The sequence below is a fragment of the Bacillus sp. SORGH_AS_0510 genome (assembly GCF_030818775.1).
Lineage (GTDB): Bacteria > Bacillota > Bacilli > Bacillales > Cytobacillaceae > Neobacillus.
The window spans coordinates 621594-645452 of sequence record NZ_JAUTAU010000001.1; the positions used below are offsets into that span (position 1 = coordinate 621594).

Sequence of the window (23859 nt, forward strand, 5' to 3'; positions counted from 1 at the left end):
GGGCCTTTTGAAAACTCTTATGTAAATTTTATATCCTCGCCATTAAACATGGACCAAGTTTCATCTAGCAGTTTATCAATATTGTCCCAATCGTTATTAATATCTTTTTGGACAAAATCAAACATCTGATTTTCCTTTTCATACATGCCCCATTTTAATTGTTGAAATCCATATTTAAAGAAAGCAATCCATTGAGGGTAACTGATGGAGAGCGGGTTCTTTGTGATAGCCACCTTACCTGCATTTGCTGCAGTTGCAATCATATGAGCAGAGAATAACATGGTTTGGAGCTTTGGTTTCTTGTTTCCTGGTGTATCAAATGGTAATGAATCTTTGATATCATTTCCCTCGATCATTCTTTTAGCAAAATAGGAGACTCTAACAATGACCTCGATTAGCAAGGTTGGAATAGACATAGCCAAAAAGTGAGAGAAGTCATATCCCTGCCGATACATCATCCGAGAAACTTCTCCGATTGTGTAATTGCCTCGTCCAATACTCCCTACCTGCAAGAATTGTAATAAAGGCATGAGTGGAGCTGGAAGGCCGGCAGAGGTGGAAATATCCGATTTCATATGACCAAACACCCTAGCAAGGGCTTCAAAGATATTCATGCCAGCAATATCTCTGCCAGCAATATCAACATTTTGTATAATCAGTTTCCCGTGCTTATCGATGGCAGTAAACCTGCCTTTTAATATATCAAGTGTTCCAAAAATGAAGCCAAGTAAGGGGTCATGGCCTAATGATTGAAACCGGTGCGTTCTCGCGCCTAACCCCTCAACCGTTTGATTTAAGCCTCTGGAGGTAGAAGGATCATAGGGAACCCAATTTCTTCTTTCAAGTTCATGTATTTCTGCAGGGGTGAGGGCACCTTGTATCTTTTCTTTAATCAGATTGGATAATGGTCCCCCATCGTGTCCCTTGCTCCCTAACATGCCAGGATGTTTAGGCATTTGGACTAAAAAGATGTCAATGATAGAAGCTAATACACCTGCAACTCCGCAAATGGACCAATCTATCTTATCTAGCCTATGGATGGATTTGAAATCCCCTCTTAACAATTCAATGCGATTTTCAACCCCTTGGATTTCTTCAGCGGTTAGAATATCAGCAAAACTAACGGAATCATTAGATGAAGTTTCAGCATCTGCCAATAGATCATCCCATGACCGAAGTGCCAGTTTTCTAGGTTTTCGCTCACTTGTTTTTTGGTTCATGTTCATGTTTTCTAGGCTAATCCCCAAACTGCGTAAAAGGTCTTCTGATTCTTGAATAGATGAATCCATCGTTTTTTTGATGTGATCTAGTTGGTTACCCATTTCTTTTAAGTTATCTGATTGGTGCTTTAGAATTTTTAGCTTTTCTAGGTCTGCTTTACTTGTTATGTATTTATCGGATGGACCTGCTTTACTCATGCGGCAATATCCGCTTTTAGGTCTTTAATAACCCCTGAAAGAAGGATATTTAAGGAGTTTAAATATTCGGCCCGTTTCTGTGTTTGGTTTAAGTCGTTTTTTAATTCTCTAATGATTGCATCGTGTTTTTTAATAGCTTCCTGTAATAATGCTTCCTTTGTTTGTACCAGTTTTTTCTTTTTAGAAGCAGAAAGAAGGGCATACCCGCCAACACCGAGAATCACTGCTGGTGCAGCTAGTACACCGATTCCGGCAACCATTCCGCCACCTACGATGGAACCAGCTGCAGCTAAACCTGAAGTAATTCCTGCCGCACTTAATCCAGACACGCCAAGGATGGATAAGAGTCCTAAGCCTGCAGCTCCACCTACTCCAATCCCAGCAACAGCACCGAGTACCTCAGGGATGTCACTTGTTTCAATTGTCCTTGTTCGGTCCTGTACGGCTGCTCCAGCCTCGTTAAGAATTTTTTTAATAGGTTCTAAAGCTTCCATATTTTTATACAATACCTTTTTTGCCATTCCTATCTCTCCCTTTGGTGAAAAATGCACTATTCTTATTAAAATAATAGAGCTTTTTAACTAGATTATAATACTTAATTTAGAAAAAAAGGATTAGTTTGTAATTTTTTTATTTTAGGGAATCCAAGGGGACGGTTCTGGTGGTTTTTTTCTTTTTCGTGATGACTAAAAAAATTGGTAGAACCGACCCTTTAGGTATATTGACCTGGTTATATTTTACAATTATAATTTAGATATATTATTATACATGTTTGATTATATACATATGTGTGAAGGGCAAATTCATTGAAAGATGAAGACGCAAAACTATAGGGACTAAAGTCGCGAGACAATGTTAGCCAGTTACCAATAGGAATTTTCCAAATCAATGGACTAATCTATGTTGGGTTGGTCTATTTTTATTGAGAAAAATAAGTAAGCTTTTATCAGGGAGATTGGAGAAAACGACATGAAGGTAACGGTCATCCTTTTATTAGTAGTATTTGTTGGTCTTCTGGTATGGATTCTTTACGGAATGCTTAAGTGGAAAAGAAAATTTCAAACCATCTCCCAGTTAGTAGAAAGTTCAAAGGACGTTGTCTATTACTATGAGGTACCGAAGATGAAGTTTACCTATATAAGTCCTTCTATTGAAACCTTTTTAGGCAAAGGGGTAATTGAAGAAGCTGAATTAAATCTTTACGCCCCTTTTGAAAGGGTTCATCCTGATGATTATGAAACGCTCATGCGTAAAGTAAGCGGCAATATGGATTATTCTGAAATCTTCATTCAGCGTTGGAGAGACAATAGTGGACATTATAGGTGGTTTGAGGAATACGCGAGCCCTATCTATGAAAATGGGCAATTAGTGGTCATACAAGGAATTATGAGGAATATTGATGAGAAGGTAAAACTACAACAGGCATTAGAATATCGAATATATCACGATCCTCTAACGGATATTTATAATCGGGAATACTTTGAGAAGAAATTTGAAGAGCTTAATACCTATATAAATGTCCCTGTTGCCTTAATCGTTTGTGATGTAGATGGTCTTAAATATGTAAATGACCATTTTGGCCACAGGGCGGGAGATGAATTAATCAAAGGGGTTGCAGCACTTATCAATCAATACTCCACAGAAGAGATATCCGTTTCACGAATTGGTGGGGATGAATTTGTTATTATTACGATTTATCAGACAGAAAGTCAAGTTCAACAACTTATATCTGATATTCGTAAAGATATAGAAAAGTATAATGCTCATTCATTCGAATATACGATTAAAATGTCTATCGGATATAGCTATGCATTCAGTTCAATAGAGCAAATGGAAGGATTATTTTCTCAGGCAGATAAAAAAATGTACGAAGATAAAGTGAGCAGAAAAAATCGTGTGTTTACGTAGGTGAAGCACCTTATAGCTCCAAGTCTTTTGTATTGGGGTTATGCTCGTTTTAACTAAAGGATTAATTAGTTTAGCATATAGGAAAAATAGGTGAAAATGCAGAAAAGGGACGGTTCCGATGGGTAGGAAAAAACCATGAGAACCGTCCCTATGGCATTCTATGGTGATATAGTTTAAAGGTTATGGAAAATTAAGGGGAGACGGTGAAAATCATGGAAACATTTCTTGAAATTCTATGAGAAGTTCTGAAGGGGGTTATGCGTGAATTGAGCGCATATTTCTTTCGGAAAAACGTTCTAGAAAACAAGAAAACTACCCCGCGCCGTAGCAAGCAAAAGGGTGGTTCTCACCTTGCTAGAATTGCATAAATTTATCAAACTAAAAGGCCCATCCAAAAAAGGGATGGGTCGATTACTCTAACTATATATAGGTAAATTAGAATCAATATGTCGTAAAATTTCTTCAAAAGTAACCATATTCCACGCCGCTCGGCCAATAAACAATCCGTCCACGTTCTTACACGAGAGATAGCCCTTGAAATTATCGGTATTAACGCTCCCGCCAAACAGAAGCGGAACATCCTTCGCAGCATCCTCACCATACAGATCAACTAACACACAGCGTAAATAATTATGAATTTCCGCTACATAATCCGCATCAGCCGGTGTCCCACCCTCACCAATCGCCCAAACCGGTTCATAAGCAATCAATATATTGGATAGTTGTTCAACAGTGATACCAAACAAAGAAACCTTCAACTGTTGAGCAAGCACCTCGTACGACACCCCAAAATCCTTCTGCTCTTTATTCTCCCCAATACACACCAGTGGCCTCATCCCATGATTAAGAGCAGCTTTAATCTTTTTATTTAAATCGTGATCATTCTCATTATAGTATTGTCTTCTTTCGGAATGACCAAGCTCCACAAGATCAATTCCTATCTCCTTTAACATCAGAGGACTGATTTCACCAGTGTAGGCACCCTTATCCTCCCAATGCATATTCTGTGCACCAAGCAAAATATCATGACCGCTTAATTCTTCTCGTATTCTAGATAAGGAAGTATAGGGAGGGATAATAAACAATTTGATTGAACCGTTCAAACTACTAGCTAATTCTTTCAACTCTTTGCAGTACTCCAAACCCCCTGCGAGTGTTTTTGTCATCTTCCAGTTGGTTCCAATCCAAATCTCTTTATCTTTCATTCTACATTTCCTACAACCCATTCTGCCATCGCTTCAAAAATAATTGCAACTGTCGTAGCCCCAGCATCCTGATGACCAATGGCGCGCTCTCCAAGCGTTTTGGCGCGGCCGAACTTCGCTATGAATTCCTTTGTCCGTTCAACACCGGCATTGGCCTGAGCCGCTGCCTCCTGCAATGCCTCTGATAAGTCGGAATAATTAGAATTATTTAGGGACAAAACAGCCGGCTGGAAGGCATCAATCATAGTTTTATCGCCCAAATCCGCTTTTCCGCGTGTTTTAATCGCTTCTAGTGATTTTTTCAAAAATGGTTGCCAATGTTTGTAAATTAAGGGTCTTATGTTCCTCAAGACCTTTCACGCCGCCAACAAACATGGTTCCAAAGATAATGCCGGATGCTCCACCCATGGAGCTAATCATCGACATCCCAATTGTTTTAAACACTTCGTTAATGGTAGGAAGCTCTTTTTGATTTAAATTTTCAATCGCTTTTTTAAAACCAACAGACATCCCGATACCATGATCACCATCACCAATAGCACTGTCAATTTCTGTTAAACGCGGCTTGCTCGCAATTACTTTTTCCCCAACAAATTGAAACATTTCCTTTGTTTGTTCAACTGTTAATTCAAGTCGTTTTTTTGTATCTGTCATTGGATATTCACTCCTTATTTTTGAACATAGAACGGAGAATAGGCAGGGGCTGCATAATATTTCTTCAATTCATCATCCAGCTTTAGTAAAGTAATGGAAAAGCCGCCCATTTCTTGTGTGGTACAATAGCTGTTTACATGTGTATCAAAAACCTTAATATCTTTTTCCTTAAGAATCTTCGAAACTTCTTTGTTCACAATAAACAATTCTAATAGAGTGGTAGAACCTAAGCCATTAACAAGCACGCATACTTCGTCGTTAGCAGCTAAATCCATATCTGCAAATAACAGGTCCATCATCTCGGACGTTAATTGATTAGCAGGCAACATTTGAGAGCGCTTAACTCCTGGCTCACCGTGAAGACCCATTCCAAATTCAATTTCATCTTCACCAATGGAAAAAGAAGCATTTGTTTCACCCGGAATCGTTCCAGGAGATAAAGCGACACCGATAGAACCGGTATGATCATTAGCTTTAGCCGCCACTAGCGCGACTTCCTCTAATGATAATCCAGAATCTGCGGCTGCTCCTGCAACCTTAAATACCATCACGTCTCCGGCAATTCCTCTTCGTTCACGCTTTTTATCTTTTGGAGCCGAAGCTACATCATCAGAAATAGCAACAGTTTTTGTTGCAATTCCCTCAAAATCAGCAAGCTCTGCAGCCATATCAAAATTTAAGACATCTCCTGAATAGTTACCATAGAGATACAACACACCTTTTCCAGCATCGATGGCTTGAGTTACTTCTAGAATGGTGTCTGGAGTTGGTGCAGCGAAAACGTTTCCAATTGCAGCCCCATCAGCTAAACCGTTGCCAACGAACCCAAAGAATAATGGTTCATGACCGCTGCCTCCGCCGATTAACACTCCCACTTTGTCTTTCTTCTCTTTTAATACAATGCCGTTGGTTGTTTCTGTTTTTTTATAAAAATCACCATAGGCCTCAATCACACCTTCAAGCATTTCGGGAATAACGTTTTCAACATTGTTAATGACCTTTTTCATATCACACCAACTCTCTTTTGAATACTTTCATTTACTTTTGTTTTTCATTGTAATTTGTTTATAGTTTTCTGTCAAATTGATTTTTAACAAGTTATAACGTTAATTGGAGTTTTCTTTAGTTGCTCTAAAATTTCTTTTGATGCTTGGGAATCAGTGATGATGGTATCAACTTCTTCGGTACTTGCAAATGGTGATATGGAGACGTTCCCCATTTTTGAATAATCTAGCAGGGCTACTACTTGCTTAGAAGCATTTTTCATAAGCTTTTTCAATTCTACTTCATATACATTGAAATCTGTAAGTCCATCGTCTATGGTAAAGCCTTTCGCTGAAGTAAACATAATATCAACGTTGATTTGCTTAAGAAGGGATGCTCCCATAACACCTTCCACCCCAATTGATCCAACCCGTAATAAACCGCCTAAGAGGATAACCGTTAAATTAGGGTTTTCCTTCAATTCCATTGCTGATGCAATTCCGTTGGTGATAACAGTCAGCCTCATAGATGATTCTTTTAAAATACGCGCTAATTCTAAGGCGGTGGAACTAGCATCTAGGATAATACATTGGCCTGATTCAATAATTTCATAGGCTTTTAAGCCAATTTTGCGTTTTTCTTCTTGATTTTTTCTTTTGCGCTCGGAAAAAGTATTTTCTGTTTTCACTTTCTTTTGTTCAATGGTAGCCCCGCCATGTGTTCGCGTTAGCTGTTTATCTTTTTCCATAGCGTTTAGATCGGAACGTAATGTCGCTTCTGAAACCTCTAGCTTTTCAGCTAGCTCCTTAACGGTTACACGCTTTTTTTCACGTAGGATTTCTAATATTTTTTCTCTTCTTTCATTTGTAAACATTTTTGACAAAATGAATCCACCCTCTTTATAATTCGACAAATTTCTTACATCCATTTTACAACAAAACCCTTAAGGACACACAATTTATCATCTTAGTTTATTTTAAATATAGCATAAAAAAAGAAATCGAAAAATACAAAATATAAAAATAGTGCTATAAACGAAGGTAAATGAAAGTAAATAAAAATAATTGTTGACTAAGTGAAAACGTATAATATAATTAAGTCAATAAAACTTACGAGGTGATGGGAAAATGAAAATTGGAATTGGGTGTGATCATAATGGCTTCGATTTCAAAGAAGCAATTAAAGATTACCTTCAGGGGGAAGGAGTAGAAATCATAGATTACGGATGTCATTCTTGTTCCTCTGTTGACTATCCAGATGTAGCATTTGAAGTTTCAAAGGATATTATTGGAGGGAAGATTGAGCGTGGGATTTTAATTTGCGGCACTGGTTTAGGGGTAGCGATTGCTGCTAATAAATATCCTGGTATTCGTGCTGCAACCTGTCATGATGTTTATTCTGCAGAACGTGCTCAAAAAAGCAATAATGCACAAATCATGACCATGGGAGCACAAGTCATTGGACCTGAACTTGGTAAGAAATTAGCAGAGGCCTTTCTTAAATCCTCATTTAACGAAGAAAGATCCGGAAGAAAAGTTCAGAAGATTATTGATAAAGAGAATGAATTTTTTAGTAAATCTAGCTAATCAAATGTTTTGTAAAACAATACCAAATTTCAATCAATACCAAATAAATAAAAGAAAAAGATAATAAATAAAAAAAAGAACAAATTATATTGACAATATTCGAAAAATTCAACAAAATAAAATCATTAGATCTAAGAGATGTTTTTTTAAAACTTTTTGAAAGCGTATTCTGAATGTTATGAAGTGCAGTTGACGAATGTTAGTCCTAAAACTATAGCCATTCAGAAACTATACGTTTATGAGTGGAAACTAAATGGGGGTAATAAGATGAAAAGAAAAGTCGGTATATTATTTGCTTGTCTTATAGTTTTCATAGGTGTGTTAGCTGGTTGTAGTTCTGAAAAGAGTTCATCTGATGGCGGAAAAGTAGAAAAAAAGGATCTTAGATTTGTCATTGTTCCTAAGGTAGTTCACCCTTGGTTTGATGAAGTAAATAAGGGCGCAAAAGCTGAGGCAAAAGTTTTGGAGCAACAGTTAGGTGTAAACGTGAAAATTGATTATATTGCTCCAACCACTGCAGATGTAACGGAACAAAATAAAATTCTTGAACAGGCAGCATCAACCCATCCGGATGGAATTGCAGTTGACCCATTAGATGCAAAGGGTAATAAGCAAGTTCTAGATGAAATTAGAAAACAAGGTATAAAGGTTATTGTGTTTGATTCACCTTCACCAGAGGGTTCAGGTATTTCTAGTGTAGGAAATGACTTCTATGAGCAAGGGGTCATTGCAGCAGAACGCTTGGCAAAAATACTAGATTACAAGGGGAAAGTTGCTATAATGCAGGGGTTCCCAACGGCTCCAAACCACCAAGAGCGTTACAAAGCACAAGTAGATACATTGAAAAAATATCCTGGTATAACAATCGTTGATGGTGGAATCGATAACGACGATATTCAAACAGCTCAACAGCAAGCTGCTGCTGTTCTAGCATCAAATCCAGATTTAAAAGGTTACTTAATGTGTGATGCTTCAGGTCCAATCGGAATTCCAGCGGCGATTAAAGAGGCTGGAAAAGAAGGGAAAGTCATTGCTGTTGGTATGGATAGCTTAAAACCAATTCTGCAAGCAGTTAAAGATGGCGCACTTGAGGGCTCTTCTGCAACAATTCCCAGAATGCAAGGTTCCATGGCTGTATTAATGCTATGGCAAGCTTCCATCGGTGTAGATATTCCGAAAACCATTGATACGGGTATCGACGTTATTACAAAAGATAATGTAGGTGATTTTTTATCTAAGCAAAACTAAGATGTATGGGGCTGATGTCGTTAGGCACCAGCCCCGTCTTGATATACAGAAAGGAGGAGTATAGGTGAAGATACTTGAAGCAAATAACATAACGAAAAGATTCCCTGGAGTTGTGGCTCTAGATAGTGTGGATATAGCTTTTGAACCAGGCAAAATCCATTGCATCATCGGGGAAAATGGAGCAGGAAAAAGTACATTGGTAAAGATATTAACGGGTGTATATACTCCTGACGAAGGTGAGATTCAGATTGCTAATCAAGATGTACGCGCTAATAAACAGATGTTTGATAAAGTTGCCTACGTTCCACAGGAACTTGATTTATTTAAAAATATGACGGTTGCTGAAAATCTATTTATGCCTTTTTCGAAAACGGGATTTAATAGTGTCTTTGTAAACAAGAAAGAATTATATAAACAGGCAGATCCGTACTTAAAGAAGTTCCAAATCACTGCAAGACCTGATGATCATGTCTTTGAAATTTCAGTATCGGAACAACAGCTACTACAAATTGCACATGGTACAGTGGATCAATTTGCTGAGATAATCCTCCTTGATGAGCCGACAACGAGCTTAACTAATGCGGATACTGAACGACTATTTGAAGTTCTATTCCAATTAAAGAAAGAAAATAAAGCGATTGTCTTTATATCTCATAAATTAGAAGAAATATTTGCCATTGGAGACGAGATTACCGTTCTTCGAAATGGAAGAAAAGTAGCACACTCCGAGCTAAATAAGGTAGATATACCATGGGTCATTAAACAAATGACAGGTCGGGAAATCGATGAAAATACTAGATACCAGTCAGAGAAAGTGACAGATGAAGTGATCCTTGATGTTGACAACCTAACTGGAGAAAAGTTTTCCAATATTAGCTTTCAATTGAGGAAGGGCGAAATACTTGGATTTTCTGGATTAGTCGGTGCCGGAAGAACAGAAATCATGCAGACCATATTTGGATATCTGCCAGCATGGGCCGGCGCGGTAAAGTTAGAGGGAAAACCATGGAAATTGGGTGATACACATCATTCCGTAAATAATGGAATGGTCTATATTCCAGAAGAAAGAAAGCAGCAAGGAATTCTTCCTTCATTAAGTGTAAAGGAAAATATTTCGGTTCCACTGTTAAAAAGACTGAAGAATTTCATGATGATTTCAGGTAAAAAAGAAAAAGCAGTGGCGAACGAAATTATTAATGCCTATCAAGTGAAAACAGCTTCCATGAATAAAGAGATTAAATTCTTAAGTGGAGGAAATCAACAAAAAATTATTATTGGCCGTTCCATGTATTTAAAGCCGAAAATTTTGATCTTTGATGAGCCTACAAAAGGAATTGACGTAGGGGCCAAAGCGGAAATCTATAAAATTATGAAACAACTAGCGGAAGACGGAATGGGGATTATTTTAATATCTTCTGAGATTGAAGAAATCAAGAAATGTTCGAATCGAATTATTACAATATATGAAGGCGAAAAAGTGGATGAATTTGAAACTAATCAGGCCGAAAATTCTTCAATTATCAATTCCATTATGGGTGTCAAAAAAAGATTAGCATAATAAAGGAGTGAAATCGCAATGGAACAACAACCCTCTACACTAAAAAATTTAACGGCAGGAATAAGAAAAAGTGGTTTGGTCAGTATTACTCTCGTACTTATTTTGTTAATTATTATTGCCTCCACATTTTCTCCTTATTTCTTAGATGCATACAACCTACAATCATTAATTAGAGATTTGGCCTTTATTAGTATTATTGCTCTCGGACAAGCGTGTTTAATGATTATCGGTGAAATCGACCTTTCAGTAGGAAAGATTGCTTCGCTTTGCGGGGTACTTGGCGGCATGCTAATGGTAACGGGTTCTATGAATCCGTATGTAGCTTTCGTTCTTTGTCTGATCTTGGGGGGAGTATTGGGCGCCGTTAACGGAACCATTGTCACAAGCCTTAAATTAAATTCCATAGTTGTGACTATTGGGATGACCGGTGTCTATGGAGGCATAAACCTTGTATTAACAAAAGGAAAAGCAATTATGAACATCCCTGAAAGTATTTACTTCTTGGGTCAAGGGTCATTGATGGGAATCCCAATGCCATTTGTAATTATGGTAATCGTTCTAGTAGCGGTTCTATTTCTAACAAAATATACCCAATTTGGACGATATATGTATGCAATAGGAAACAGTCCAGAGGCAGCGAAAATTCTAGGGATTAAAGTACAGAGGATTCGAACCATGGTGTTTGTTTTAGTCGGATTCCTCTCTGCGTTAGCTGGGATGTTAATGGTGGCAAGGTTAGGAACCGCTCAGCCGAGTATTGGTGAAACGTGGGCGCTGAATTCAATCGCCGCTTCCGTTATTGGTGGAATTGCCTTAACAGGTGGAATGGGGAATCCGTTTGGAGCAATTCTAGGGGCAGCCATTATTAGTGTGATTCAAAATATTATTGTTCTATTTGGGGTATCTCCGTATTGGCAAACCGCAGTTAGTGGAGTCATCGTGGTATTGGCAATTTCCTTTAATTCCATCACGACCATGCTATCTGCTAGGAAAAAACGCAAAACTAAGACAACGCAAATCAGGAGTGAGGCGGTATGAAGCTTGGATTAAATCTTTCTTTTGCAACCAAGCGCTGGCTTCGGCCTGAAATCTTAGCGAAAATGATTAAGAACGACTTTAACGTCAAATATATCCAATTTACCTGGGATTTAATTGATCCCTGGTGGCCAGTTGAAAAAAGGGATGTACTGGCGAAGCAATGGAGCGAAGCCTTTAAAAATGAGGGATTGGAGCTTAAGGGAACGTTTGGCGGGCTCGCCTCTTACACCTATGCTCATTTATTAGCACCTAGCTCTGAGCAGCGAGAAATTGCAGTTGAATTTTTCAAAAGAGCGATAGATTTAACCATTACCATGGGGACAGATACAATTGGAACGCCAATTGGGGGTATGTCGCATGAGGATGCAATCAATCCAGAAAAACGTGAAGAACTTTACGGGTTTGCTTTAGAATCCATTCGTGAGATTGCAGCATATGGAAAAGAACGAGGGTTAAAGAAAATATTAATTGAGGCAACTCCTTTAGATACAGAGTTCCCACATAGTCCAGAAGCATCTGTAAAATTGATGAAAGACTTAGAGGGAACAACTGCAGTTCCAGTTCGGCTTCTGATTGACTGGGGACATGCGTTATTTAAACCACTATTGAAAGATGTAGCGGATATGGCTCTGTGGTTGAAGGAATGCTCCCCGTATGTGGATGCGATCCATCTTCAACAAACAGACGGTCTTTTGGACCGCCATTGGGATTTCACAAGTGAAGGAATTATTACACCGGAATTGATTAAAAAAGTCACAAAAGAATGTGATGCAGAGGATATTATTCAGTACTTAGAGGTCGTCACACCATTCGAAGCTTTTGATGATGAGGTCTACCATAATATGAAGGAAACCATGAAAATACTAACTGGAATTTTCGAAGAGTAAAGTAGGTGGCCAATTTGTATGATGAAAAGGTAAACGTGATTTTAGAAGAGCTGGGCCAGGTTTTTAAGCGTGTTTCCACACATGAAGTAGAAAGATTAATTGCTGAAATTTTAAAGGCGAAGAAAATCGTCTTAATCGGTGTAGGCAGAGAAGGCTTATCGACAAAAGCTTTTACTATGAGGCTGATGCACCTTGGGTTGAATGTCCACTGGATTTGGGATGAAACCACACCTTCCATCGGGAAGGGGGATTTACTGATTGCCACCAGTGGATGTGGAGAAATCGGGCATATTCATTATGTTGTAGAGAAAGCCAAAAAGAACGGGGCAACAACTGCCGTTATTACAGGCGATCCTCATAAGAAAACATCAAAAGTCGCTGATGTATTGTTGTTTGTGCCTGCTTCTGTTTATCTTGGCACTGCTGATGTCGTTCCATCCATTCAGCCAATGGGCAACCTATTCGAACAGTCATTGCTGATTATATTTGATTTAATCGTAATGGACTTAAGAGAACGGGTCACGATAACAAAGGAAGAAATGGAAGAAAATCATAGAAATCTTGAGTAGTGCTCCTATAAAGGGGCGCTTTTTTATTTTTTTCGAATGATTTCATTTCGAAAGTAAATGATAAAAAACAAAAATAATTATTGACTATATTTTCTTAATTATTATAAAATGAAATCAAATGAAAGTAACTGAAAAGGGGGTTTCGGTAAGCTTTTCATATATCTATTAAAAGGAGGAGAAATAAAATGAAATTTTTCTTAGATACGGCAAATGTTGAAGAGATAAAAAGGATTAATCAACTAGGATTAGTTGATGGAGTCACAACAAATCCAACCATTGTAGCAAAAGAAGGACGTCCCTTTGAAGAAGTCATTAAAGAGATTTGTAGTATCGTAGATGGACCTGTCAGCGCGGAAGTCATCGGACTTACAGCGGATAAAATGATTGAAGAAGCACGTGTCATTGCAGAGTGGGCTCCGAATGTGGTCGTCAAAATTCCAATGACTGAAGAAGGACTAAAAGCCGTTAATGTATTATCGAAAGAAAATATCCAAACAAATGTGACCTTAATTTTCTCCGTTGCACAAGGATTAATGGCAGCAAAAGCCGGAGCCACTTTTATTAGCCCGTTCCTTGGTCGTCTTGACGATATTGGTATCGATGGGGTTGACCTGATCAAACGCTTGAAGGTAGTTCTAGAAACGTACGGTTTAAAATCAGAAATCATCTCTGCGAGCGTTCGTCACATTGGTCACATGGAAGCAGCAGCTGAAGCAGGCTCGCATATCGCAACGATTCCGGGATCACTTTTTCCAAAGTTATGGGGCCATCCGTTAACAGACAAAGGAATCGAAAGCTTCTTAAAGGACTGGGATTCTTTCAAAAAATCATTAGAGGATGATCAGTATGCAAACATTAGATAATCAAGTCGTCCAGTCTCTCCGTGTTCTTTCTATTGATATGATTGAAAAAGCCAATTCAGGGCATCCAGGCTTGGCGATGGGAGCAGCGCCTGCGGTTACGGCTTTATGGAAAAACCATTTGAAGTTTAATCCAACCAACCCTGAGTGGTTTAACCGTGATCGATTTATTCTATCAGCTGGTCACGGGTCAGCTTTGTTATATAGCTTGCTTCATGTTTTTGGCTATGATTTATCGGTTTCGGAGTTGCAACAATTTCGCCAGCTTGGCAGCTTAACACCGGGGCATCCAGAATATAAACATACAGTTGGGGTCGATGCGACAACCGGGCCATTAGGGCAAGGAATTGCCATGGGAGTTGGGATGGCGATGACAGAGGCTCATTTAGCGGCTATGTACAACCGTCCCAATTATCCAGTAGTGGACCATTATACGTATGTATTATCAGGAGACGGCTGCTTAATGGAGGGAATCTCCTATGAAGCTGCCTCACTCGCAGGACACCTGCAATTAGGAAAGCTCATCTTACTCTATGATTCTAACAAGATTTCCCTGGATGGAGACTTAGATCAAGCTTTTTCCGAGGACATTACAACACGCTTCCAATCTTGTGGCTGGCAGACACTTGTGGTTGAGGACGGAAATGATTTGGATGCGATGAATGAAGCGCTTGATCAGGCCAAGGCCGAAATGACGAAACCAACCATCATTGAAGTAAAAACAGTGATTGGTTATGGCAGTCCGAATAAAGCTGGGAAATCAGCGTCACACGGCGCGCCGCTTGGAGCAGACGAAGCGGCTCTCGCGAAGGCAAATTACAACTGGACACTACCTCCATTTGAACTTCCAGAAGAGGTGGAATCATTAAAGGGTTTTTACCAAAATCAGGGTAAGGCAATCGAACAGGAATGGCTTAATTTAGTTGATGCTTATTGTCAGGAATATCCGGAGCATGCTTCAGAGGTTCTCAGACTGATTGACGGAAGCTTGCCGATTGATTGGGACGGGGCACTACAGCTTTACGATGAGTCCCAAAAGGCGATAGCTACCCGTGAAGCATCAGGTAATGCGTTAAATCAGATTGCGAAAATGCTCCCAACCATCTTCGGCGGTTCGGCAGACTTAGCGTCATCGAATAAAACCATGTTGAAAAATGCAGGGGATTTTAAGGCAGGGAACTATGAAGGAAAAAATATTTGGTTCGGTGTCCGTGAATTTGCAATGGGTAGCATGTTGAACGGTATGGCTTTGCATGGCGGAGTACAGCCGTTTGGCGGAACGTTCTTTGTTTTCTCAGACTACTTACGGTCTGCCGTTCGTTCGGCAGCATTAATGGGAATTCCGGTAACATATGTTATGACGCATGACTCGATAGCGGTTGGGGAAGATGGACCAACACATGAACCTGTTGAGCAGCTCGCTTCATTTCGTTCAATGCCGGGTCTAACAACAATTCGTCCGGCTGATGCCAATGAAACGGCAGAAGCATACCGATATGCTTTTTCGAATAAGGTCGGGCCCATCATGCTCGTTCTTAGTCGGCAAAGCTTGCCGATTTTGCCAGGAAGCAATGTGAAGGCACGAGATGGAATAACGCGTGGCGGCTATGTCTTGTTAGAAGCAGAAGGTGAGCAGGCGGATGTCATCCTAATCGGAACGGGTTCAGAAGTGTCACTGCTAGTTGAAGCACGAAGGGTATTGGCAGAAGAAGGAATTGATGCGGCCATTGTAAGTATGCCGAGCTGGGAGTTGTTCGAGAAGCAGTCTGAGGAATATAAAGAATCTGTTCTTCCCTCCGGTAATCAGCGCCGAGTATCATGTGAAATGGGCTCTTCCTTTGGGTGGCAGAGATATGTTGGCCGGGACGGAAAAATCATCGGAATTGATTCATTTGGTGCTTCTGGACCTGGAGAATTGCTTATGAAACAGTTTGGTTTTACGGTTGAAAATGTGATCAATCAAGCAAAATCAGTAGTTTCGAATTTGAAAATAACAAACTAAAAGTGGTGGAAAAAGACTGTTGAACATGTTTGACAGTCTTTTTTTATAAGAGGGGAGAATGTATATGGAACGGAACATATGCAGCCAAGGGTTTGTGATGGAATTTCTCGCTGTCTCACAGCAGGCAGCCATTGATTCATTTCCATGGATTGGCAGAGGTAATAAAGATGAAGCGGATGGTGCTGGCACGGAGGCCATGCGCGAGCGAATGAATGAAATTGATATGTGTGGAGTGGTGGTGATTGGAGAAGGAGAAATGGATGAAGCTCCGATGCTATACATTAATGAAGAATTAGGGACAGGAAATGGTCCCCTAGTCGATATTGCGGTTGACCCGGTCGAGGGAACGACGCTAATGGCGAAAGGACAAGAAAACTCTTTGGCGGTTCTCGCGGTTGCTAAAAGAGGCAGTTTATTGCATGCGCCTGATATGTATATGAAGAAACTGGCAGTGGGGCCAAAGGCAAAGGGCGTGATTGATATAAGGGTATCATTAACCGAGAACATGAACGCGGTGGCAAAAGCGCTTGGGAAAAAAGTAAATGAGTTGACGGTGATGATTCAGGATCGACCGCGCCACGAGGAGCTAATCAAAGAGGTCATTTGCGCAGGGGCAAGGGTAAAATTGTTTTCCGATGTTGATATTACTGGTGCGATTGCAACAGCTTTTGACCATATTCATGTTGATCTTTTGGTAGGTATTGGAGGTGCTCCAGAAGGTGTGATAGCTGCGGCGGCATTAAAATGCTTGGGCGGAGACTTTCAAGGGCAGCTTGTACCGAATGATGATGAGGAGTGGAAACGTTGCGTGAAGATGGGGATAGCCGATCCTCACCAACCGCTGACCCTGGATGAGATTGTGAAGACGGATGATTGCTTTTTTGTTGCTACTGGAATTACGGACGGTCCCCTTTTAAAGGGAGTGCAGAAAATAGACAGTCATACACATAAAACTCATTCTCTTGTCACGATTGGTGGAAAAAAGAAAACGGCTCAATTCATTGACGCTCATTTTTTTAATCACTTAAATAAAATTGGTTCTCAACTTTGAACTACTCATTATCCGCGGGCTAATGGCAATTAATTTTAATCACTTTCCCCTTTCTAATGGAGGTGGCAACAAATGAACTATGTAATCGGAATTGATTTAGGTACTGGAAGCGTGAAAGCAATCCTGGTAAATGAAAAAGGAAAGATTTGCGGAGAAAGCTCTGCCTCCTATCCGCTTATTCATGAAAAATCAGGGTATAGTGAACAAAACCCTGAGCAATGGGTCATCCAAACAATATCAGCTATTCAGAAATTGCTGCATAATAGCGGGATTCAGGGCAGTAGTGTGGAAGGAATTAGTTTTTCCGGTCAAATGCACGGACTTGTTTTGTTGGATGAAGATCAGCGGATTCTTAGGAACGCAATATTATGGAATGACACTCGTACAACTGCGCAGTGCAGGAAGATTACTAAGAAACTAGGAGATAAGCTAGAAACAATAGCTAAAAATCCTGCCTTGGAGGGATTTACTTTACCGAAATTGTTATGGGTGAAGGAAAATGAACCAGAAATTTTCAAACAAGCGAACGTGTTCCTTCTTCCAAAGGACTATGTACGCTACCGTTTTACTGGTCAGATTGCAATGGATTATTCAGATGCAGCTGGCACCCTTCTATTAGATGTCATCAACAAAGAGTGGAGTCCAGAAATTTTAAAAGCCTTTAGCATTCCGAAAAATCTTTGCCCTGCTTTGGTAGAATCAACGGGATTTGCAGGTAATCTTTTGCCTGAAATTGCGGAGAAATGTGGTTTGTCACCTGCTGTTAAAGTTTTTGCAGGAGGTGCAGACAATGCCTGCGGCGCCATTGGAGCAGGAATTCTATCACAAGGTGACACATTGTGCAGTATCGGAACTTCTGGAGTCATTCTTTCCCATGAAGAAAGTCGGGACACTGACTATAATGGCAAATTACACTTTTTTAATCACTGCAAACCAAACGCTTTCTATGGTATGGGTGTCACACTTGCAGCCGGTTATAGTCTCACATGGTTTAAAGACACCTTTGCAAATGACCGACCATTTCAAGAATTATTGGAGCCTATTGATAGAATCCCAGCTGGTTCAGCGGGTCTTCTATTTACCCCCTATTTAACAGGAGAGCGTACCCCACATGCGGATTCAATAATCCGTGGGAGTTTCATTGGAATAGACAGTGCACATACTCTGGCTCATTTTACCCGTGCAGTTATAGAAGGCATAACGTTTTCTTTAAGAGAGTCGCTGGAGATCCTGAAAAATGCAGGAAAATCCATTCAAACCATTGTTTCCATTGGCGGCGGTGCCAAAAATGAAACCTGGCTTCAAATTCAAGCCGATGTATTTCAGGCAGAGATTGTCCAACTTGAGAGTCAACAAGGACCTGCACTGGGAGCAGCCATCATTGCAGCAGTCGGCTGTAATTGGTTTGAGACGCTTGAGCAATGTACTCAGGCATTTGTGCATAAAGGGAAATCCTTTTATCCCAACCAAGAACAAGTATTTATATATGAAGAACTCTATAATATATATCGGACGGTTTACCAACATACTTTACACCTAAATAGAGAGCTTGCGAAATTTCGGAATGAGTAGGAAAGTATTATCTATGGCACCTAAGAGTAAATAGAGCGACTGTGAGCATTCGTGGTCGCTGCTTAAGAATCTTCATAGTCACCAATTTGAGTTCATTTTTATAAAAGAAAGGTTTAAAAGATAGAAGTCAGTTGTCGACATTCTTTTTGATAGTTTTCAGGCAAGAATCCAATGTTTATTAGGGAACCACTTATTTTAACCAATCGTTTGATTAGTATCGGAAAAGGGCGAAAGAGATAGATTTGAGTCAGCTAAAGAGAAAAGGCTAGGGTTTTGTGGAATGGTAGGGGAATATAGGGAAAGGATTATCGACATTCTTTTTATGCGATTTTGGTCAGGAATATGTAAATGGAGCGGTTCGTGGGACTTTTAATTAATCGTTTAATTAGTATAGCAGATAGGGAAAATTGAAGAATTCTGTTGGTTAATGGGGGATTTGCCTAGCTTGTAGCTATTCATTTTGGCTGGAATTTAGTTGGGGATGTTGCTAGTAGGGGCTTACCTATATAGAGCAGGCATGTAGCTACCGACCCGGTCTTTTTATATTAGGCTCTGATACAACTAAATGTTGATTTCACTGTGGATGGAAAAATAACGGAAAATTTCCGCTTATATGATTAAAATCATTGGTATATTGGCTTATTTAGAGCAGTTAAGCGGAATTTCTCCGCTTAATTGTTCTTAAGCTTCCTCATATACAATAGACGGAATTTTTCCGCCTATTTCTGCCTTTTAAGCTTCCTCTACATCCAATTGCCGGAAAATCTCCGCTATGATTTGTGGAGTTCTCGTGCCAGGCACCACCCGAACTTTTAAAGGATCTCTGCCAATTGTTCTTCTGAAATTACTTTTAACCCATTTCTTTTTAGTAAAGCAGTAGTGACTCCCATTCCCGTCATTTTTTTCCCGGTAAACTCACCGTTATATATGGTTGAGCTGCCGCAAGATGGGCTATTTTCCTTTAAAACTACCAATGTCGCTTGTAATTCTATCGCTTTTTCTAGAGTTGAATAGGCTCCTTTTATGTATTGTTGGGTCACATCTTTACCTGATTGATCAACAACTTTAGCGTTTCCATCCAGTACATCTTCGCCGTTTCCACCAATAATCTCTGCTGGTTCTCTAGGCGTTGAAAACCCACCAAGTAGTTCTGGGCATATTGTTATAGCTTTATTTTCTTCTACCAATTTACTAATTTTGTCATTTAAACAATTTGTCCCGTTATATCTCACATCTAACCCTGCTAAGCAGGAACTCACCAAAATCATGTACTAACCCCCTTCTGCTCAATCCTTCTAAGTGAATTTTACTGGATTTTCGTTCCAGTCACCACTAGGATTGTATAGAAAGTTGATAGAATGATTATTGTGGGAAGTTGGATGGAACTTGGAAACTCTAATTAAATTCTTTATAATACAGTTTGATAGAGTTTACCTTAATTTGGTTAAGTACACGGAGCCAAGAAAACTTACATATAGAAACTACAAGGGGGGACTGAGGATAAAATGACGAAACATGAGGCGAAAATTAACGTAAATAAAAATGAATTTGTTTGGGACAAAAAGGCAGGGTTATTTTTATTTGATGGTGCTCCCGCTCTTTTATTCTGGGATTCTGCAATCAAATTATTTCTTGAGACTATAGAAGAAGTGTCTGGTAAAGAAGCAAGCAGGACTGTGTTCGAGTCAACCGGCTACCAAATGGGGCACCTTGTCACTTCCTACTACGAAGGAAGAGAGGATTATGAACAACTATTAGCAGACTACGGGGATATATAGAAATGCTGGTTGGGGAAAATATGACATTGTTGATTTTTCTTTTGAAGAAAAGACAGCCACCATCCGATTGATCAATAGCTGGGAACACAGGATATTTAAAGATAAAGATAAAATGGACGCATCGGTCATTTTACCAAGTCACTGGGCGGGTGTATTGGCGGGACTTTTCAAAGTGAATATGTGGTATAGGATTACCAAAAGACAATCAGATGGATTCGATTATGATGAAATTGAATATTTCCAGTCCAGTTTTACTCCATCTCAAAATATTCATGATTTAGCTCGAAGGAAAGAGCAGCAGAGCATTTTGGAATTGGAAGAAAAGGTAAATGAACGGACAAGGGAATTATCTGAATTAATAAAGGAATTATCATCTCCGATTATTCCTGTCCTAAGCGGCATTCTAGTCATTCCAATGATAGGGAAATACAATGAAGAACGACTTAGTGACATAATGGAAAGTGCCTTATATGAGGTTTCAAGACAACGGGCGAATTATCTGTTAATTGATGTGACAGGACTTTCAAACGCTGATGAATTGACAATCCATCATATTCAAAAATTAATCGCTGCTATTCGCTTGCTTGGAAGCGAATGTTGTATAGTGGGAATTTCACCAAAACTGAGTATGGACATTTCCACCTCGCAGATCTTGCTAAATGATGTAAAGACATTTTCTAGTTTGCAGCAAGGTGTGGAGTTTGCCATCAGACAAAATGGTTACCAACTTGTCCCACTTAATAAAGAATAAAAAAGTGGGGGCCATTCTGGTGGGTTTTTCATCACATCGAGGTTGTTGTTCAGGTGTCTGGCACCTCCAGAATTTTGCCTGAAAATATTTCTGAAGTACGGTCTAGAAAACAAGAAAACCACCCTACGCCATGTCAAGCAAAAGGGTGGTTCTCCAAAAAAACTAGGCAAATACTGCAATTTTTCGTGCGATCGATTCTGTTAAACGAGAGGCAACTTTTGGAACCGCCCATTTAATTATGGGGGTTAACACTGCACCCGATAATCCTCCTGCACGGACGTCAACTGTACATGTCATGGTTGTTTTCCCATTACCATCTTCTGCAGTAAAGTGACCGCTTCCTGTAAAATTATCGGATAAGCCTTTTAGTTCAAACTTAATATTGGAAGGTTCATTCCATTCGGAGATATCTACCTGCGCTTGGATGGTTTTTTTCAACCCTTTCACACTACCTTCAAATGTCCAAATGGATTGCTTGTCATTTATGATTTCATGTTCCTTATAGGCTGGTACTGATGTTGCCCATTTCTCCAGATCACTAACATAATCCCAAACTGCCTGTACATCCACTGGAATTTCTACTGTATGTGTCCCTGTTGCCATTATGATCCCTACTTTCGATATGTATGAATGGTTTTTCAAGTGAAACTATGTTATAAATACTGGTAATATTATACCATAATATAACTTTACCAAAGGGATTATAGAATGATATAAATACTAACCTTGCTAAATCCGCTTTGCTTATTTGCGAATAATCGTATCTTTAAATAGGTAGTAATTTTCTTTTCCACGTTCTTGTCCAATGGTACAAACTTTCATGGCAATTTGTTCGTAACAATTTTTAAGCATTTCACTGTCTTTAAAAGGATAGTTTTGGTTTAAGGCGTTTATCTTGTTTTTAAAAGAATTTATTATTGTGGTATTACGATTCATAGGCACATCTACTACATCAGCACGCAATCCATGGATGGCACCAAGTTGGTAACCAAAATTATCAATGAATAGATCTAATAGAATTTTGGACACAAATTCTTTATGTAACCCTGATTCTAAGATAATAATTAAATCTTCTTTATTAACCAATTTTTCACATTCTGTTATTACAATTTGATCAATAAGAGGTTTCTGTAAGTGCCATTCTCTTTCAAGGATGCTGTTTATCTCAGCTTTACTTAGTGTTCTTTTCGTGAAAAAATCAAATAATCCCATACGAACCTCCTTTATTATTCTTCGACTAGTAGATTTTACAAAAAAATAGGTAGAAAGATATATTCCAAGCTTAAGTAATTTTCTTATAAAATCCATTTTATCCCCTTTTTTATCTAATATATAGTATATTGGAAATAGTTTATTTTTACTAACTATTAAATATCTTGAGGTGAAACAATGTACGATTTAAATTCCATCAGAGAGATTACTAAAGAGTTTTTTTCGATTTATGAAGTAGGAGAAATTTCTCCAGATCTGTTTGGTTTAAACGTTACAATGAAAGACGTTATTATGGTCCTTGATCAGGAAGAAGTATATTTTATTCCAGAAATATTCGCTAGTGATAGCCCTGGTGTGGATGCTAAGGATATGTATCCAGTATGGATACATGAAACGACAAAAGAATTTAAAGTTGATTATTCCAATCCAATAACTATTGACTCTAAGTTAAAGTTGCCTTTAGCCTTTGCCGTGCTTATTTATTTCCAAGATCATGCTAAAGGAGTAAGACAAAAAACTTTTCTAAACTTATTTAAAGAAAAGTTAATTGCAACAGTGAATAAGAGATAAAAAATTATTCTGCGAGAAGTGCTAGAACACTTCTCTTTTTTATTTTTCTAGATACCACAGGGACGGTTCTTGTGGCTTTTCTCTATTCTTTTTCGACCATTTTTTGTCTGCTTTTGAAGAAGGAAATCAGTGCGGTCAAGGGTTGGATCAACTATTAACCAAACGTTTGTTTAGTTTCGAATGAGGGAGAAGAACAGAGAAGACTGTCGTTTAAGGAGAAGGGACGAGAATTTTATGGAATAAGCGAAGAAAGTTGCGGATAGGGTGTCGACATTCTTTTTATGTCTTTTTGGATAGAAATTGCATGATAGCAGGGTTTGAGCTCTTTTTAAACAAACAATTGATTAGTATAGCAGATAGGGAAAATGGTGTGATAATGTCGAAAGGAGCTTGTTCTTCTGGACTTGGTTAAAGCCAGGAGAACCGTTCCGGTGGCGTTTACTATCCAAACAAGAAGGAAAGGCTTTAATAAGTATTGAATTTTTAAGTGGTAAGTGATGATTTTAACTTTATATTAGGAGGTTGTTAGGTATGTCGAGAGAATTATGGTTGAATCTCCCGGTGCGAGAACCAGAACGGGCAAAGGCATTTTATACGCAGCTCGGTTTTCGATTGAATGAGCAGTATGTGAGTCAAGATGGCTCTTTCAGCATGATCGTCGGTGACAATCAAGTTGTTTTGATGCTCTTCCCGGAGTCCATATTCCGCAGATTCGCTGGCAATACGGTTGCGGATTTGCGGCATGGTACGGAAGTGTTATTCTCTCTGGGTGCGAACTCCAGGGAGGAAGTTGATGAGCTTGCCTTGAAGGCCGAGCGTGCCGGTGGAACTGTATTTAGCAAACCAGGCGAAAATGGCGGGTGGATGTACGGCTGCGGTTTTGCTGATCCGGACGGTCATAGGTGGAACCTGTTATATATGGATAAGAGCAAAATGCCTAGAGGTTGAACGCCCGACACTCCATCGTAAATCTGAAAATTTTAGGTAGCAGGTCTCTGTGAACTCCCT

General features: G+C 39.3%; 25 protein-coding genes and 1 riboswitch. Of the genes, 15 read left to right on the forward strand and 10 right to left on the reverse strand.

Annotated elements, in window-relative coordinates; all coding sequences use genetic code 11:
• Positions 1 to 17: 17 nt before the first annotated feature.
• A complete protein-coding gene (locus QE429_RS03235; protein WP_307284001.1) occupies positions 18 to 1418 on the reverse strand; it encodes a hypothetical protein in 1401 nt (466 codons plus the stop codon).
• Positions 1415 to 1939, reverse strand: coding sequence for a hypothetical protein (locus tag QE429_RS03240; protein WP_307284003.1), 525 nt, complete (start codon positions 1937 to 1939; stop codon positions 1415 to 1417). The genes QE429_RS03235 and QE429_RS03240 overlap by 4 nt, the downstream gene beginning before the upstream one ends.
• Before the next feature lie 265 nt (positions 1940 to 2204).
• Positions 2205 to 2289, forward strand: a riboswitch (cyclic di-GMP riboswitch).
• A 98-nt stretch (positions 2290 to 2387) separates the two neighbouring features.
• On the opposite strand from QE429_RS03240, the gene QE429_RS03245 reads away from it, so the two are divergent.
• Entirely contained in the window at positions 2388 to 3326 is a 939-nt protein-coding gene (locus QE429_RS03245; protein ID WP_307284005.1) for a sensor domain-containing diguanylate cyclase, read from the forward strand.
• Between the two features lie 416 nt (positions 3327 to 3742).
• Here the strand turns inward: QE429_RS03245 and QE429_RS03250 are convergent, their stop codons facing one another.
• From QE429_RS03250 to QE429_RS03270, 5 genes are all read right to left on the reverse strand, one after another.
• A complete protein-coding gene (locus QE429_RS03250; protein WP_307284007.1) occupies positions 3743 to 4531 on the reverse strand; it encodes a triose-phosphate isomerase in 789 nt (262 codons plus the stop codon).
• Positions 4528 to 4836, reverse strand: coding sequence for a DAK2 domain-containing protein (locus QE429_RS03255; RefSeq protein ID WP_307284009.1), 309 nt, complete (start codon positions 4834 to 4836; stop codon positions 4528 to 4530). The genes QE429_RS03250 and QE429_RS03255 overlap by 4 nt, the downstream gene beginning before the upstream one ends.
• A complete protein-coding gene (locus QE429_RS03260; RefSeq protein WP_307284012.1) occupies positions 4811 to 5185 on the reverse strand; it encodes a DAK2 domain-containing protein in 375 nt (124 codons plus the stop codon). Before QE429_RS03260 ends, QE429_RS03255 begins: the two co-directional genes overlap by 26 nt.
• Before the next feature lie 14 nt (positions 5186 to 5199).
• A complete protein-coding gene (locus QE429_RS03265) occupies positions 5200 to 6192 on the reverse strand; it encodes a dihydroxyacetone kinase subunit DhaK (RefSeq protein ID WP_307284014.1) in 993 nt (330 codons plus the stop codon).
• 83 nt (positions 6193 to 6275) lie between these two features.
• Positions 6276 to 7043, reverse strand: a complete 768-nt coding sequence (locus QE429_RS03270) for a DeoR/GlpR family DNA-binding transcription regulator (RefSeq protein ID WP_307290717.1) — start codon at positions 7041 to 7043, stop codon at positions 6276 to 6278.
• Positions 7044 to 7296: 253 nt separating this feature from the next.
• Here QE429_RS03270 and rpiB point away from each other — a divergent pair, with 253 nt between their 5' ends.
• From rpiB to xylB, 10 genes are all read left to right on the forward strand, one after another.
• The gene (rpiB, locus tag QE429_RS03275; RefSeq protein ID WP_307284018.1) at positions 7297 to 7755 is read left to right on the forward strand and encodes a ribose 5-phosphate isomerase B; all 459 of its coding nucleotides are present in this window, start codon (positions 7297 to 7299) and stop codon (positions 7753 to 7755) included.
• A gap of 267 nt (positions 7756 to 8022) precedes the next feature.
• On the forward strand, positions 8023 to 9003 hold the full coding sequence (locus tag QE429_RS03280) for a substrate-binding domain-containing protein (RefSeq protein WP_307284020.1): 981 nt from the start codon (positions 8023 to 8025) through the stop codon (positions 9001 to 9003).
• 64 nt (positions 9004 to 9067) lie between these two features.
• On the forward strand, positions 9068 to 10561 hold the full coding sequence (locus tag QE429_RS03285) for a sugar ABC transporter ATP-binding protein (protein ID WP_307284023.1): 1494 nt from the start codon (positions 9068 to 9070) through the stop codon (positions 10559 to 10561).
• An 18-nt stretch (positions 10562 to 10579) separates the two neighbouring features.
• Entirely contained in the window at positions 10580 to 11599 is a 1020-nt protein-coding gene (locus QE429_RS03290) for an ABC transporter permease (RefSeq protein WP_307284026.1), read from the forward strand.
• Positions 11596 to 12486 (forward strand): sugar phosphate isomerase/epimerase family protein, encoded by an 891-nt coding sequence (locus QE429_RS03295; protein ID WP_307284030.1) that lies wholly within the window; start codon positions 11596 to 11598, stop codon positions 12484 to 12486. The genes QE429_RS03290 and QE429_RS03295 overlap by 4 nt, the downstream gene beginning before the upstream one ends.
• Before the next feature lie 5 nt (positions 12487 to 12491).
• Positions 12492 to 13055: a 6-phospho-3-hexuloisomerase gene (gene hxlB, locus QE429_RS03300; RefSeq protein WP_307284032.1), complete on the forward strand. Its 564-nt coding sequence runs from the start codon at positions 12492 to 12494 to the stop codon at positions 13053 to 13055.
• Between the two features lie 185 nt (positions 13056 to 13240).
• Positions 13241 to 13918 carry a fructose-6-phosphate aldolase gene (fsa, locus tag QE429_RS03305; protein WP_307284034.1) on the forward strand — a complete coding sequence of 226 codons (678 nt, stop codon included), beginning with the start codon at positions 13241 to 13243 and terminating at the stop codon, positions 13916 to 13918.
• Positions 13902 to 15917 (forward strand): transketolase, encoded by a 2016-nt coding sequence (gene tkt / locus QE429_RS03310; protein WP_307284036.1) that lies wholly within the window; start codon positions 13902 to 13904, stop codon positions 15915 to 15917. The genes fsa and tkt overlap by 17 nt, the downstream gene beginning before the upstream one ends.
• A 64-nt stretch (positions 15918 to 15981) precedes the next feature.
• Positions 15982 to 16968: a class II fructose-bisphosphatase gene (glpX, locus tag QE429_RS03315; protein WP_307284038.1), complete on the forward strand. Its 987-nt coding sequence runs from the start codon at positions 15982 to 15984 to the stop codon at positions 16966 to 16968.
• A gap of 72 nt (positions 16969 to 17040) precedes the next feature.
• Complete coding sequence (xylB, locus tag QE429_RS03320; protein WP_307284040.1) at positions 17041 to 18540, forward strand: xylulokinase; 1500 nt, start codon at positions 17041 to 17043, stop codon at positions 18538 to 18540.
• Between the two features lie 812 nt (positions 18541 to 19352).
• Here xylB and QE429_RS03325 read toward each other — a convergent pair.
• Complete coding sequence (locus QE429_RS03325) at positions 19353 to 19808, reverse strand: 2-thiouracil desulfurase family protein (RefSeq protein ID WP_307284042.1); 456 nt, start codon at positions 19806 to 19808, stop codon at positions 19353 to 19355.
• A gap of 237 nt (positions 19809 to 20045) precedes the next feature.
• Between QE429_RS03325 and QE429_RS03330 the strand changes: the two genes are divergently transcribed.
• Positions 20046 to 20318: a hypothetical protein gene (locus QE429_RS03330; protein WP_307284045.1), complete on the forward strand. Its 273-nt coding sequence runs from the start codon at positions 20046 to 20048 to the stop codon at positions 20316 to 20318.
• A gap of 112 nt (positions 20319 to 20430) precedes the next feature.
• Positions 20431 to 21069 (forward strand): STAS domain-containing protein, encoded by a 639-nt coding sequence (locus tag QE429_RS03335; RefSeq protein WP_307284049.1) that lies wholly within the window; start codon positions 20431 to 20433, stop codon positions 21067 to 21069.
• A gap of 162 nt (positions 21070 to 21231) precedes the next feature.
• On the opposite strand, the gene QE429_RS03340 is transcribed toward QE429_RS03335, so the two are convergent.
• The gene (locus tag QE429_RS03340) at positions 21232 to 21672 is read right to left on the reverse strand and encodes an SRPBCC family protein (protein ID WP_307284052.1); all 441 of its coding nucleotides are present in this window, start codon (positions 21670 to 21672) and stop codon (positions 21232 to 21234) included.
• A 141-nt stretch (positions 21673 to 21813) separates the two neighbouring features.
• The gene (locus tag QE429_RS03345; RefSeq protein ID WP_307284054.1) at positions 21814 to 22281 is read right to left on the reverse strand and encodes a hypothetical protein; all 468 of its coding nucleotides are present in this window, start codon (positions 22279 to 22281) and stop codon (positions 21814 to 21816) included.
• 177 nt (positions 22282 to 22458) lie between these two features.
• On the opposite strand from QE429_RS03345, the gene QE429_RS03350 reads away from it, so the two are divergent.
• Both QE429_RS03350 and QE429_RS03355 read left to right on the forward strand, forming a co-directional pair.
• The gene (locus tag QE429_RS03350; RefSeq protein ID WP_307284057.1) at positions 22459 to 22851 is read left to right on the forward strand and encodes a hypothetical protein; all 393 of its coding nucleotides are present in this window, start codon (positions 22459 to 22461) and stop codon (positions 22849 to 22851) included.
• 531 nt (positions 22852 to 23382) lie between these two features.
• Complete coding sequence (locus tag QE429_RS03355; RefSeq protein WP_307284059.1) at positions 23383 to 23799, forward strand: VOC family protein; 417 nt, start codon at positions 23383 to 23385, stop codon at positions 23797 to 23799.
• The last annotated feature ends 60 nt before the right edge of the window (positions 23800 to 23859 follow it).